We start from the raw sequence: 13,787 nt of genomic DNA on the forward strand, positions 1-13,787 counted from the left end.
GTCGCGAGGGCCGTTACAATGCCTCCCGCTAGGCCCGCATTTCGCCGTCTGGTCACGAACCCGCCGGCCGTTCCAAAACCCCCGTTCCGTACTGGAGACGTCATGTACCAACACATCAAGGTCCCGGCCGGTGAGAAGATCACGGTCAACCAGGATCTCTCGCTGAATGTTCCGGACAATCCGATCATCCCTTATATCGAAGGCGACGGTACCGGCTTCGATATCACGCCGGTGATGATCAAGGTGGTGGACGCGGCCGTGGCCAAGGCCTACGCCGGCAAGCGCAAGATCTCGTGGATGGAGATCTACGCCGGCGAGAAGTCGACCAAGGTCTATGGCCCGGATGTGTGGCTGCCCGACGAAACCCTGGACGTGCTCCGCGAATACGTGGTCTCGATCAAGGGCCCACTGACCACGCCGGTCGGCGGCGGCATCCGCTCGCTGAACGTCGCGCTGCGCCAGCAGCTGGACCTGTACGTCTGCCTGCGCCCGGTGCGCTATTTCAAGGGCGTGCCTTCGCCGGTGCGCGAGCCCGAGAAGACCGACATGGTGATCTTCCGTGAGAACTCGGAAGACATCTACGCCGGTATCGAATGGGAAGCCGAAAGCGAGCAGGCCAAGAAGGTCATCGCCTTCCTGCAGAACGAAATGGGCGTCAAGAAGATCCGCTTCCCGGAAACCTCGGGTATCGGCGTCAAGCCCGTGTCGAAGCAGGGCACCCAGCGCCTGGTCCGCAAGGCGATCCAGTACGCGATCGACAACGACAAGCCCTCGGTGACCCTGGTCCACAAGGGCAACATCATGAAGTTCACCGAAGGCGGCTTCCGCGACTGGGGCTACGAGCTCGCGCAGAAGGAATTCGGTGCCGAACTGATCGACGGCGGCCCGTGGTGCAAGTTCAAGAACCCGAAGACCGGCAAGGACATCATCGTCAAGGACGCGATCGCTGACGCGTTCCTGCAGCAGATCCTGCTGCGTCCGGCCGAGTACTCGGTAATCGCGACGCTGAACCTGAACGGCGACTACGTTTCCGACGCGCTGGCCGCGCAGGTCGGCGGCATCGGCATCGCGCCGGGCGCCAACCTGTCGGACTCGGTGGCGATGTTCGAAGCCACCCACGGTACCGCGCCGAAGTACGCCGGCAAGGACTACGTGAACCCGGGTTCGGAAATCCTGTCGGCCGAAATGATGCTGCGCCATATGGGCTGGACCGAGGCCGCGGACCTGATCATTTCGTCGATGGAGAAGTCGATCCTGTCGAAGAAGGTCACGTACGACTTCGCCCGCCTGCTCGAAGGCGCGACGCAGGTCTCGTGCTCGGACTTCGGTCAGGTGATGATCGACAATATGTAATCGCCGGCTTCGCTGGCGTCGCGCTGCCCCTGTTTGCGCGACGCACCGCGTTGACGAAAAACCCCCGTTGCCGTCAGGTAGCGGGGGTTTGTTTTTTCAAGCCGGCTTTAAAGCCGCGGGAATGGAATGGACGGCAATGGAATGGAAAAGGCCCGGCGTTGCCGGGCCCTTTCCCCAGGATTCAATGACTTGCGCCTCGGCAATCGATGATTCGATTGCCCCCGCCGGACGCCTGTCGTCGAAGCCTGTAGCGACCGCCGCGCGCTCTGCCGGCGGGTGCGGTCGCGATGTCGCGCTCAGGCGGCGCTCTGGATGTTCGTGGCTTGCTTGCCCTTCGGACCTTGCACGATTTCGAACGAAACGCGCTGGCCCTCTTTCAGGGTCTTGAAGCCATTCATCTGGATAGCCGAAAAGTGCGCAAACAGTTCTTCGTTACCGTCGTCCGGGGTGATAAACCCGAAGCCCTTGGCATCATTGAACCATTTGACCGTACCGCTTGCCATAAACTCCCCCAACGAAAAAACAGATTTCAAACAGGGGGGCGCTCAGGCCAGCGGCAGCTGCAACGAGGGGTTGCACCAAACACTGCAGCGCCTCTGTCGAGGCGCCGCTGCTGGCTCCGTAGGCCTCCCTGCTCACGGAGCACTCGAGGTCCGGTCTGTTGCTTTGGCTCGCGGGACCGGACCTGAATGTCCGAACGATTCTTCTGGCAAACAATCAGACTGTCAAGACGGCACATTCCCCACCCTGACGCCAATGTGGCAGGAATGGGACGGCTCGCAACCGTGCTACTGTGACGGCTCGCGCAGCGTCCCGGAACGCTCCAGGGCACGCCCTCGGGCACGCCGTTGGCCGCTGCGCCGGGCGGCGTGGTTCGAGGGTCGAGGAATGGTCCGGAATTGGAAGCTTGCCCTTGAAACCGACAGCTTTTGCCCAAATTGCAGACTTGAGCGGAGGGGTTAGAATAAAGCCATGGCTACACGGCTGGCGAATGTCCCACAACGCGATGCAGGCACCGTACTGGAGCGGAAAGAGCAGGCGCTCAAACCGCCGGCCATGTACAAGGTCGTCCTGCTGAACGACGACTACACTCCGATGGAGTTTGTCGTCATGATCCTGCAACAGTATTTCAGCAGGGACCGAGAAACGGCGACGCAAATCATGCTGACCGTGCATCGGGAAGGCAAGGGAGTCTGCGGTATCTATACCAGGGATATCGCCGCGACGAAGGTCGAGCTGGTGTCAACGCACGCGCGGCAGGCAGGTCATCCACTGCAGTGCGTGATGGAGGAAGCATGATTGCGCAAGAACTGGAAGTCAGCCTGCATATGGCCTTCGTCGAGGCCAGGCAGGCACGCCACGAATTCATCACCGTGGAGCACCTGCTGTTGGCGTTGCTGGACAACCCGACCGCAGCGGAAGTTCTGCGCGCCTGCGCGGCCAATATCGAGGACCTGCGCACCAGCCTGAAGAATTTCATCGTCGACAACACCCCCGTCGTGCCTGGTACCGACGAGGTGGACACGCAGCCGACCCTCGGCTTCCAGCGCGTGATTCAGCGCGCGATCATGCATGTCCAGTCGACCTCCAACGGCAAGAAGGAAGTCACAGGCGCCAACGTGCTGGTGGCCATCTTCGGCGAGAAGGATTCGCACGCGGTCTATTACCTGCAGCAGCAGGGCGTGACGCGGCTCGACGTCGTCAACTTCATCAGCCACGGCATCCGCAAGGATCAGTCCGAGCCGGCCAAGCATGGCGACGGTACGGCCGAGGGCGAAGGCGGCGACGGCAAGGAAAGCCCGCTGGAGCAGTACACCCAGAACATGAACGCGCTGGCCAAGGCCGGCAAGATCGATCCGCTGATCGGCCGCGAGAGCGAAGTCGAGCGCGTGGTGCAGGTCCTGTGCCGCCGGCGCAAGAACAATCCGCTGCTGGTTGGCGAGGCCGGCGTCGGCAAGACCGCGATCGCCGAAGGCCTGGCGTGGCGCATCACCAAGAACGAGGTGCCCGACATCCTCGAGAAGGCGGTCGTCTACTCGCTGGACATGGGTGCGCTGCTGGCCGGCACCAAGTATCGCGGCGACTTCGAGCAGCGGCTCAAGGGCGTGCTCAAATCGCTGAAGGACAACCCGAACGCGATCCTGTTCATCGACGAGATCCACACGCTGATCGGCGCGGGCGCCGCGTCGGGCGGCACGCTCGACGCCAGCAACCTGCTGAAGCCGGCGCTGTCGTCGGGCCAGCTCAAGTGCATCGGCGCGACGACGTTCACCGAATATCGCGGCATCTTCGAGAAAGATGCAGCGCTTTCGCGGCGCTTCCAGAAGATCGACGTGGTCGAGCCGTCGGTCGACCAGACCGTGCAGATCCTGCGCGGCCTGAAGTCGCGCTTCGAGGAGCACCACGGCGTCAAGTACGCGTCGGCGGCGCTGACCGCGGCGGCCGAGCTGTCGGCGCGCTTCATTACCGACCGGCATCTGCCCGACAAGGCGATCGATGTGATCGATGAGGCTGGCGCCGCGCAGCGGATCCTGCCGAAGTCCAAGCAGAAGAAGACCATCGGCAAGGGCGAGATCGAGGACATCGTCTCGCGCATCGCGCGGATCCCGCCGCAGAGCGTCAACCAGGACGACCGCAGCAAGCTGCAGACGCTGGACCGCGACCTGAAGTCGGTGGTGTTCGGCCAGGACCCGGCGATCGAGGCGCTGGCTTCCGCGATCAAGATGTCGCGCGCCGGCCTGGGCAAGACCGACAAGCCGATCGGCTCGTTCCTGTTCTCCGGCCCGACCGGTGTCGGCAAGACCGAGGTGGCGAAGCAGCTGGCCTTCATCATGGGCATCGAGTTGATCCGCTTCGACATGTCCGAGTACATGGAGCGCCACGCGGTCAGCCGTCTGATCGGGGCGCCCCCGGGCTATGTCGGCTTCGACCAGGGCGGGCTGCTGACCGAGGCGGTGACGAAGAAGCCGCATTGTGTGCTGCTGCTCGATGAGATCGAGAAGGCGCATCCGGACATCTTCAACATCTTGCTGCAGGTGATGGACCACGGCTCGCTGACGGACAACAACGGCCGGCGCGCGGACTTCCGCAACGTGATCATCATCATGACGACCAACGCCGGTGCCGAGACGATGAACCGGGCGACGATCGGCTTCACGTCGTCGCGCGAGCAAGGCGACGAGATGGCCGACATCAAGCGGATGTTCACGCCCGAATTCCGCAACCGGCTCGACGCGATCATCAGCTTCCGCTCGCTGGACGAGGAAATCATCCTGCGCGTGGTCGACAAGTTCCTGATGCAGCTGGAAGAGCAACTGCACGAGAAGAAGGTCGAGGCCAGCTTCACCGAGAAGCTGCGCAAGTTCCTGGCGCGCAAGGGCTTCGATCCGCTGATGGGCGCGCGTCCGATGCAACGGCTGATCCAGGACATGATCCGCAAGGCGCTGGCCGACGAACTGCTGTTCGGCCAGCTGGCGTCGGGCGGCAAGGTCGTGGTCGATCTGGACGACAAGGACCAGATCAAGCTGGAGTTCGCCGAGATCGATACCGAGCCGCCAGAGGCGCCGGAAAGCGAGCAACGCGCGGAGGCCTGATCCAGGCACGGGGCGGGTGGCGGGCCGGACGGGCCCGCCACGCGAGTTCCATGCTATCCTTCGGCAAAATAGTACGGGGCGGCAGCGATGCCGCCCCTATTCATTTGGCCGCGCACGGCGCCGATGCCGGCCGGCAAGCTGAACGAGCCACCGATGTTTCGCCTGCGTCGTCTGATGCTGAAGTCGCTGCCGCTGGCCGCGACGTCCCCGATCCCGTTGATCGCCCACGCTTTGCCGGGCGAGTCCGCGAGCACCTACGGCGGTCACGTGGCGATGGTGCTGCCGATCCCGCCGGGCGGCAGCGGCGACGTGGTCGCGCGCCAATTGCAGCCGGGGCTGAAGCAGGCGCTCGGCCAGCCGGTGGTGGTCGATCACCGTCCCGGCGCGGCCGGCCTGCAGGCCGCGGCGACGGTGGCCCGAGCCAGGCCCGATGGGCAGACGCTGCTGATGGCGTTCGACAGCCTCGCGTTGCAGCCGATCGCCTACAAGCAGCTGCCGTACGACACCTTCCGCGACTTCACGCCGATTTCCCAGCTGGCGCGCCATCCGCTGGTGGTGGCGGTCCATCCCTCGTTGCCCGTCGACAATATTCGTGCGCTGATCGGCCTCGGGCGGCAGCGCGACGAAGCGATCCGGGTGGCGTCGCCCGGCCCCGGCAGCCTCAATCAGCTGGCCGCGCAGGCGCTGGCGAGCGAGGGCGGGGCGTCGTGGCGGCACGTCGCGTTCAAGGGCACCGGACCGGCGGTGCAGGCCGTGCTGTCGGACCAGGCGGACCTGGTGCTGGCGAGCTACGCGGCCGTGCAGGCCCATCTGCAGACGCGCACGCTGAAGGCGCTGGCCGTGACCGGCGAGCGCCGGCTGGCGCAGTTGCCGCAGGTGCCCACGGTCGCGGAACAGGGCCTGGCGGGCTTCGAGGCCTATGGCTGGATCGGCGTGTTCGGTCCGGCCGGACTGCCGCCGGCCGTGGTCGGCCGCCTGCATGGTGCCTTGTCGAACGCGATCCGCGCGCCGCGGGTCGCCTCGGCGTTGGCCGCGCATGGACTCGAGCCCGTGGCCGGCACACCGGAAGCGCTGGGCCAGTTGGTCCGGCGCGAGCACGACAGGTGGCAGGCGGTGGCCCGCCATGCCAATCTCCAGTTCGAATGATCGATCCGCGATCGATCCGAGTTCGATCCGACAATCGACCCAACGTGACGCAAGGACAGTGGCAATGACAGCGACCCTCGCAGCCCAGCGCCAGTTCGACCATGCCGTCGTGATCTGCCCCGACCTCGACGCCGCCGCGCAGACCTGGCAGCGGCTCGGCTTCACGCTGACGCCGCGCGGCTTTCATACGCTGGGCTCGCAGAACCATTGCGTGATGCTGGCTCGCGACTATCTCGAGCTGATGCATGTCGACGGCCCCGGCGAGGCGCTGCAGTACTACTGGCACAGCCAGCAGCACGGCGGCGGCTGCGCGGCGCTGTCGTGCCGCAGCGACGATGCGGTGGCCGATGCCGCGGCGCTGCGCGGTGGCGGCTGGCATACCGCCGAGCCGGTGGAATTCTCGCGTCCGGTGCGGCTGGACGATGGCTCCGAACACCCGGCGATCTTCCGTGTCACGGCGATGGACGATGCGCCGGGCGCGCGCTTCTTCCTGTGCGAGCACCGCACGCCGGAGCTGCTGTGGCGGCCGGAATGGATGACGCACGCCAATGGCGCGCAGGCAATCGGGACGATGTTCCTGGTGGTGGCGCCATCGCTGGTCGACGCCGCCGCGCGGGCCTATGCGGAACTGATGGGTGCCGAGCTGACCCAGCTGAGCGAGCACGTCTGCAGCCTGGCCGTCGGCGATGCGACGCTGGTGCTGTCCACCCCGCAGGCCCTTGCCGCGGCGACCGGCACCGGCCATATCCGCCAGGCGGTGCCTGGCTATGCCGCGATCCGGCTGCGTACCACCTCGCTGGAGCAGGCGCGCGCGCTGTGGCGGGAGGCGGGCGTTCCCAGCCTCGACCTGAGCGCGACCGAGACGCTGATTCCGGCCCACGCCGCCGCGGGCGTCGCGCTGCTGTTCGAGCAGCGCTGAGGCGGCAGGGCTGCGTAGGCGGCCGTCAGGCCGCCGCGCCGCCGTGATGGACGCCGGTCGAGCCGAAACCGCCGGCGCCGCGCGCCGATTCGCTCGAGAACGCTTCCACCGTGGTGAAGACCGGGCGCAGCACCGGCACGAACATCATCTGCGCGATGCGCTCGCCCGGCTGGATCACGATCGGCTCGGTGCCCGGCGCGTTGCGGTTCCAGACGCTGACCATGATCGGGCCCTGGTAGTCGGCGTCGATCACGCCGATCGAATTGCCCAGCACCAGGCCCTTCTTGTGTCCCAGCCCCGAGCGCGGCGCGATCGTCGCGGCCATATACGGGTTGCCCATATGCACCGCGATGCCGGCCGGCACCAGTTGCGCCGGCGTGCCGGGCTCGATCGTCAGCGGGGCGTCCAGGCAGGCGTGCAGATCGATCGCGGCGGCCATGTCGCTCTGATAGCTGGGCAGGCCCCACTGGTGCAGGCGCGAGTCAAGGATCTTGATTTCGACGGTCGGGTTCGGGGAAGGGGTCATCGGAGTCGGGTCGGAAAGGAGATTGTGTTCTCCCTCTCCCCTCAGGGGGAGAGGGTTGGGGAGAGGGGGTTCCAAACCACAGCGGCAATGTCACCGCGGTTTCCCTCTCCCCCAAGCCCCTCTCCCGCAAGCGGGAGAGGGGAGAAAACGGGGGGATTCGGCGAGGTTCGCGAGGCTGACGAAGGCAATCAAGCCAGATCGAAGCTCCAAGCCGGTCAGGCCTGATCAAGGCCGCTCGGCGGGCAGCCGCTCGGCGATCGCCGTCACCAGCTGCCGCGCCAGCGACAGCTTGTCCGCGCGCGGCAGGCGCGTCGCGCCGCGCTCGTCGAACAGCACGATCTCGTTCTCGTCCAGGCCGAAGGTATGGTGGCCGATATTGCCGACCAGCAGGGGCACGCCCTTGCGGCGGCGCTTCTGCTCGCCGTACTGCTCCAGGTTCTCGCTCTCGGCGGCGAACCCCACGCAATAGGGCGCATCGGCCCGCGCGGCCACGGTGGCCAGGATGTCGGGGTTCTGCACGAAGCGCAGCGTCGGCGTGTCGGTGTCGTTGGCCTTCTTCAGCTTCTGCTCGGACACCTCGGCCGGGCGCCAGTCGGCCACCGCGGCCACCGCGACGAACACGTCGGTGCCGCGCAGCTGCGACAGCACCGCGTCATGCATCTGCTGCGCGCTCTGCACGTCGATGCGGGCGACGCCGCGCGGCGTGGGCAGGCCGGTCGGGCCGGCCACCAGCAGCACGTCGGCGCCGGCCTCGCGCGCCGCGCGCGCCAGCGCGAAGCCCATCTTGCCGGACGAGCGATTGGTGATGCCGCGCACGGGGTCGATCGCCTCGAAGGTCGGCCCGGCGGTGATCAGCATCCGGCGGCCGGCCAGCACCTTGGGCTGGAAGTGGGCGACGATATCGTCCAGCAGCTCCTCGGGCTCGAGCATGCGGCCATCGCCGACCTCGCCGCAGGCCTGGTCGCCGCTGCCCGGGCCGAGCACCGCGACGCCGTCGGCGCGCAGCTGCGCGATATTGCGCTGGGTCGCGGGCGCCATCCACATCTGCCGGTTCATCGCCGGCGCCACCAGCAGCGGGCAATCGCGCGCGATGCACAGCGTCGACAGCAGGTCGTCGCACAGGCCATTGGCCAGCCGCGCGAGAAAATCGGTCGACGCCGGCGCGATCACGATCGCATCGGCCTCACGCGACAGGTCGATATGCGCCATGTTGTTGGCGATCCGGCCGTCCCACTGCGAGGTGAACACCGGCCGCCCCGACAGCGCCTGCATCGTGACCGGCGTGATGAACTGCGTTGCCGCGTCCGTCATCACCACCTGGACGGTGGCGCCGGCCTTGGTCAGCAGCCGGACCAGCTCGGCCGACTTGTAGCAGGCGATGCCGCCGGTCAGCCCGAGTACGAGATGTTTGCCGCGCAGATCCATGGAAGGGCCTTCGATGCGAGGGGAGGGGAGTCGATGATACCGGCGTGCCGGAGGACGCGCCGGCTTGCCTGTCGGCGCGTCCTCCGGATCCGGCTCAGTGCCGGCGCACCCGCCGGAATTCGTCGACGATCAGCAGCACCGCGCCGACCGTGATCGCGCAGTCGGCGACATTGAACGCCGGCCAGTGGTAGCCGCGCAGATGGAAGTCGAGGAAGTCGACCACATGGCCGTAGACGATGCGGTCGATCACGTTGCCGATCGCGCCGCCGAGCACCAGCGACACCGCCAGGCTGAACAACCGCTGGCCGGCATGGCGGAACAGCAGCCAGACGATGAAGGCGCCGACCGCGAGCCCCAATCCGGTGAAGAACCAGCGCTGCCAGCCGCCGGCGTCGGCCAGGAAGCTGAACGCGGCGCCCTTGTTGTAGACCAGCACCAGGTTGAAGAAGCCGGTGACCGGGCGCGATTCTCCATAGTCGAAGCTGCGCACGATCACGATCTTGAAGAACTGGTCCAGCACCACGACCAGCGCGGCGAAGGCCAGCCACAGCAGCGGCGTGCCGCTGCGGCTCTTGTTGCTGGCGGCGCGGCCGCGGGCGGTACGGGTGGTCGCGGCCATCAGGCGTGGCTCCTCGGTTCGCCGGCACCGAACAGATTGCTGGTGCAGCGGCCGCACAGGGTCGGATGCGCGGCGTCGTGGCCGACGTCCTCGCGATAGTGCCAGCAGCGCTCGCACTTGGCGTGGCCGGACGGATGCACGGTCACCAGCAGGTCGCCGGCCTCGGGCGCCGGCGACACCGTCGCGGCCGAGGTCAGCAGCACGAAGCGCAGGTCGTCGCCGAGGCTGGCCAGCGCCTCCAGCGCCGGACCGCCGGCCTGGATCGAGACCTCCGCCTGCAGCGACGAGCCGATGCTTCCCTCGGTCCGCACCGCCTCCAGCTGCCGGGTGACCTCGGCCCGCACCGCGCGCACCGTGTGCCATTTCTGCAGCAGGTCGTCGGCCTGGTCGATCTCCGGCACCGTGTAGTAGGTGCTGGTGAAGATCGTGTCGGCGTGTTCGGTACCGTGGGCGAACACTTGCCACGCTTCCTCGGCGGTGAACGACAGGAACGGCGCCATCCAGTGCAGCATCGCCTGCGTGATGTGGAACAGCGCGTTCTGCGCGGCGCGGCGCGCCTTCGAGTCCGGCGCGGTGGTATAGAGCCGGTCCTTCAGCACGTCCAGGTAGAAGCCGCCCAGGTCCTCCGAGCAGAAGGTCTGCAGCTTGGCCACCACCGGGTGGAACTCGTAGACGTCGTAGTGCGACAGCACTTCCTTCTGCAGCTGCGCGGTCAGCGCGACGGCGTAGCGGTCGATCTCCAGCCATTCCGACGGCGGCAGCGCGTCGCGCGCGTGGTCGTAGTCGGTCAGGTTGGCCAGCAGGAAGCGCAGCGTATTGCGGATGCGGCGGTAGCCCTCGACCACGCGCTTCAGGATCTCGTCGGAGATCGACAGCTCGCCGGAATAATCGGTCGACGCCACCCACAGCCGGATGATCTCGGCGCCCATCTTGTTGGCGACGTCCTGCGGCGACACCGTGTTGCCGACCGACTTCGACATCTTGCGGCCTTCGCCGTCGACGGTGAAGCCGTGCGTCAGCAGCGCCTTGTAGGGCGGCTTGCCGTACAGCATCGAAGCGGTCAGCAGCGACGAGTGGAACCAGCCGCGGTGCTGGTCCGAGCCTTCCAGATAGAGGTCGGCCAGGCGCCCGTCCGGCGTATCGGCGGCCGCATCGTACAGGTCCTCGCGGTGCGAGCCGCGGATCACCGTCCAGTGCGTGGTGCCCGAGTCGAACCAGACGTCCAGCGTGTCGCGGTTCTTTTCGTACATCGCGGCGTCGGCTTCGCCCAGCTCGGTCAGGAAGGCGGTGGCGTCCAGCGTCTGCCAGGCCTCGATGCCGTGCTGCTCGACCTTCCGGGCCACGGCCTCGAGCAGCTGCGGCGTGCGCGGGTGGAGCGCGCCGGTTTCCTTGTGGACGAAGAAGGCCATCGGCACGCCCCACTGGCGCTGGCGCGACAGCGTCCAGTCCGGCCGGTTGGCGATCATGTTGTGCAGCCGCTGCTTGCCCCAGGACGGGTAGAACGCGGTCGCCTCGATGCCGGCCAGCGCGGTCTCGCGCAGCGTCGGACCGTTGTCGGCGGGCACCACATCCATGCCGGCGAACCATTGCGAGGTCGCGCGGTAGATGATCGGCGTCTTGTGCCGCCAGCAGTGCATGTAGCTGTGCTCGTAGCGGTGCGAGTTGAACAGGTTGCCCGAGGCCTTCAGCGTCTCGACGATGCGCGGATTCGCGTCCCAGATCGACAGGCCGCCGAACAGCGGCAGCCAGCTGGCATAGACGCCGTCGCCCATCACCGGGCTCAGGATGTCCTCGTCGCGCATGCCGTGCGCCTTGCAGGACTGGAAGTCCTCGATGCCGTAGGCCGGCGCCGAATGGACGATGCCGGTGCCGGTATCGGTGGTCACATAGTCGCCGAGGTAGACCGGCGAGGTGCGCTCGTAGCCCGGGTCCATCTTGGCCAGCGGATGGTGGAAGCGGACCTCGGTCAGCGCCGCGCCGGAGCAGGTCGCGACGACCTTGCCTTCGAGCTCATAGGTCTTGAGCTGTTCCTCGACGCGCTCGGTGGCCAGGATCAGGAAGCCGCGCGGTGTGTCGACCAGCGCGTATTCGACCTCCGGATGCAGGTTCAGCGCCTGGTTCGACGGGATCGTCCACGGCGTGGTGGTCCAGATGACGATCCAGCCGGGCCTGGACGACAGCGTTTCCAGTGGCACGTGGAAGGCGCGCGCGACCTTGTCGGTCTCCGCGAACGGGAAGCCGACATCGATCGACAGGTCGGTCTTGTCCTTGTACTCGACCTCGGCCTCGGCCAGCGCCGAACCGCAGTCGAAGCACCAGTTGACCGGCTTCAGGCCCCGGAAGACGTAGCCTTTCTCCAGGATCTTGCCCAGCGCCCGGATCTCGTCGGCCTCGTTGCTGAAGTTCATCGTCAGGTAGGGGTCGTCCCAGTCGCCCAGCACGCCCAGCCGTTCGAAGTCCTTGCGCTGGCGGGCGATCTGCTCGGTCGCGTAGGCGCGCGCCTTGGCCTGGACCTCCTGCACCGGCAGGCCCTTGCCGTACTGCTTCTCGATCTGGATCTCGATCGGCATGCCGTGGCAGTCCCAGCCCGGCACGTAGACGGCGTCGAGCCCGCTCAGGCCGCGGGCCTTGATGATCATGTCCTTCAGGACCTTGTTGACGGCGTGGCCGATGTGGATGTCGCCGTTGGCGTACGGGGGGCCGTCGTGCAGCACGAATTTCTTCGCGCCGCGGCGCGCCGCGCGGATTGCCTGGTAGATCTTCTTTTCCTGCCACTGCTTGACCCACAGCGGCTCGCGCTTGGGCAGGTCGCCCCGCATCGGGAACGGGGTGTCGAGCAGGTTGACCGGGTATTTGTTCTTCTCGGCGTTCTTGTTCTCCGGCTTGGCGCCGGCCTTGGCTTGCTTGGTGTCGGACATGACGATTCTCAGGGCGATTCGGTGAGCGCGCAGGCCGGACGGTGCGGGCTGGCGCAATAAATGAGGCAGGGTCGGCGGTGACCCGGCTGCGCGCGCATGCGCGGCGAAAGCCGGCCGCTAGCTAATTCGGTCCGTGGCCGAGGTGGTGCGCACCGCGGGCGTGCCGGCAGTACCCGCGGCGCCCGCCGCGCCTTGCGCGTCGGGCTCGGTCAGGCCGAAGAAGGCGCGGGCGTCGGCGCAATCCTTGGCGATCGCCGCGGTCAGCGCTTCCAGCGAGTCGAAACGCGCTTCGTCGCGCAGCTTCTTGATGAATTCGACCCGCACCAGCTTGCCGTAGACGCTGCGGTCGAAATCGAACAGATGCACTTCCAGCAGTACCCGTCCGGCGTCCTCGACGGTCGGGCGCACGCCGATGCTGGCGACGCCCGGCAGCGGGCCGTCGGCGAGGCCGTGCACCTGTACCACGAAGATCCCGTTGACGGCCGGGCGCTTGTGCGGAATGCGCAGGTTCAGCGTCGGAAAGCCGAGATCGCGGCCCAGCTTGCGGCCGTGGACCACATGCCCGCTGATCGCATAGCCGTGGCCCAGCAGCCGGCGGGCATGCTCGAGGTCGCCGGCGGCCAGCGCCTCGCGGACCGCCGAGCTCGAAATCCGTACCCCGCCCTCCGAGACCGAGCCCATCTGCTCGACATCGAAGCCGTAGCGCTTGCCGGCCTGCTGCAGATAGGCAAAGTCGCCGGCGCGCCTGGCGCCGAAGCGGAAGTCGTCGCCGACCAGCACCCAGCGCGCATGCAGCCCGTGCCACAGCACGTTTTCGACGAAGGCCTCGGGGGACTGGGCGGCGAAATGGGCGTTGAAGTGCTCGACCACCACGCGGTCGACGCCGTTGCGGCGCAGGCTTTCGAGCTTGTCGCGCAGCAGCGCGATGCGGGTCGGGGCGCGGTCCGGCGTGAAGAATTCGCGCGGGTGCGGCTCGAAGGTCATCACGCACAGCGGCAGCCCGCGCGCGTCGGCCGCCGCGCGCGCGCGCGCGAGCAGGGACTGATGGCCCCGGTGCACCCCGTCGAAATTGCCGATGGTGAGTGCGCAGGGTGCCCGGCTCTCGGCATTGGGCAGGCCGCGGAAGACTTTCACGAGGACGGCGACAAACGGTTAGGAATAAAGGCTGGATTATAAAGGGAACGGGCGCTTTGCCCCGCGTTGCGGCACAAGACCGTGCGGCGCGCGCGGGACGGGCGCGGCGTGGCCCCGCCCGACGGCCCGCGCCGCCCGGTGGCGCGCCGCGGCG

At 67.1% G+C, this 13,787-nt stretch carries 11 protein-coding genes; 5 read left to right on the forward strand and 6 right to left on the reverse strand.

Translation table 11 applies throughout. From position 1 onward, the window contains the following. The first annotated feature begins 102 nt into the window (after nucleotides 1-102). Nucleotides 103-1,353: an NADP-dependent isocitrate dehydrogenase gene (gene icd, locus LRR16_RS18540; RefSeq protein WP_232206783.1), complete on the forward strand. Its 1,251-nt coding sequence runs from the start codon at nucleotides 103-105 to the stop codon at nucleotides 1,351-1,353. A gap of 296 nt (nucleotides 1,354-1,649) precedes the next feature. Here the strand turns inward: icd and LRR16_RS18545 are convergent, their stop codons facing one another. Then, nucleotides 1,650-1,856: a cold-shock protein gene (locus LRR16_RS18545; RefSeq protein ID WP_006578050.1), complete on the reverse strand. Its 207-nt coding sequence runs from the start codon at nucleotides 1,854-1,856 to the stop codon at nucleotides 1,650-1,652. A 469-nt stretch (nucleotides 1,857-2,325) separates the two neighbouring features. Between LRR16_RS18545 and clpS the strand changes: the two genes are divergently transcribed. The 4 genes from clpS (at nucleotide 2,326) to LRR16_RS18565 (ending at nucleotide 7,011) form a co-directional block, all read left to right on the forward strand. Then, nucleotides 2,326-2,652, forward strand: coding sequence for an ATP-dependent Clp protease adapter ClpS (gene clpS, locus LRR16_RS18550; protein WP_006578051.1), 327 nt, complete (start codon nucleotides 2,326-2,328; stop codon nucleotides 2,650-2,652). Beyond that, a complete protein-coding gene (gene clpA / locus LRR16_RS18555) occupies nucleotides 2,649-4,946 on the forward strand; it encodes an ATP-dependent Clp protease ATP-binding subunit ClpA (protein WP_006578052.1) in 2,298 nt (765 codons plus the stop codon). The genes clpS and clpA overlap by 4 nt, the downstream gene beginning before the upstream one ends. A gap of 153 nt (nucleotides 4,947-5,099) precedes the next feature. After that, nucleotides 5,100-6,092: a tripartite tricarboxylate transporter substrate binding protein gene (locus tag LRR16_RS18560; protein ID WP_232206784.1), complete on the forward strand. Its 993-nt coding sequence runs from the start codon at nucleotides 5,100-5,102 to the stop codon at nucleotides 6,090-6,092. 64 nt (nucleotides 6,093-6,156) lie between these two features. Further along, a complete protein-coding gene (locus tag LRR16_RS18565; protein WP_006578054.1) occupies nucleotides 6,157-7,011 on the forward strand; it encodes a VOC family protein in 855 nt (284 codons plus the stop codon). 25 nt (nucleotides 7,012-7,036) lie between these two features. On the opposite strand, the gene dut is transcribed toward LRR16_RS18565, so the two are convergent. From dut to LRR16_RS18590, 5 genes are all read right to left on the reverse strand, one after another. After that, nucleotides 7,037-7,537, reverse strand: a complete 501-nt coding sequence (gene dut, locus LRR16_RS18570; protein WP_232206785.1) for a dUTP diphosphatase — start codon at nucleotides 7,535-7,537, stop codon at nucleotides 7,037-7,039. Nucleotides 7,538-7,762: 225 nt separating this feature from the next. Next, nucleotides 7,763-8,962: a bifunctional phosphopantothenoylcysteine decarboxylase/phosphopantothenate--cysteine ligase CoaBC gene (gene coaBC, locus LRR16_RS18575; RefSeq protein ID WP_064576506.1), complete on the reverse strand. Its 1,200-nt coding sequence runs from the start codon at nucleotides 8,960-8,962 to the stop codon at nucleotides 7,763-7,765. Between the two features lie 94 nt (nucleotides 8,963-9,056). Continuing rightward, the gene (gene lspA, locus LRR16_RS18580; RefSeq protein ID WP_006578057.1) at nucleotides 9,057-9,581 is read right to left on the reverse strand and encodes a signal peptidase II; all 525 of its coding nucleotides are present in this window, start codon (nucleotides 9,579-9,581) and stop codon (nucleotides 9,057-9,059) included. Then, on the reverse strand, nucleotides 9,581-12,499 hold the full coding sequence (gene ileS / locus LRR16_RS18585; protein WP_023263377.1) for an isoleucine--tRNA ligase: 2,919 nt from the start codon (nucleotides 12,497-12,499) through the stop codon (nucleotides 9,581-9,583). The genes lspA and ileS overlap by 1 nt, the downstream gene beginning before the upstream one ends. A 117-nt stretch (nucleotides 12,500-12,616) precedes the next feature. Then, on the reverse strand, nucleotides 12,617-13,633 hold the full coding sequence (locus LRR16_RS18590) for a bifunctional riboflavin kinase/FAD synthetase (protein WP_023263376.1): 1,017 nt from the start codon (nucleotides 13,631-13,633) through the stop codon (nucleotides 12,617-12,619). Nucleotides 13,634-13,787: the final 154 nt, after the last annotated feature.

The sequence above is a fragment of the Cupriavidus sp. UGS-1 genome (assembly GCF_021213615.1).
In the GTDB taxonomy this organism is placed as follows: domain Bacteria; phylum Pseudomonadota; class Gammaproteobacteria; order Burkholderiales; family Burkholderiaceae; genus Cupriavidus.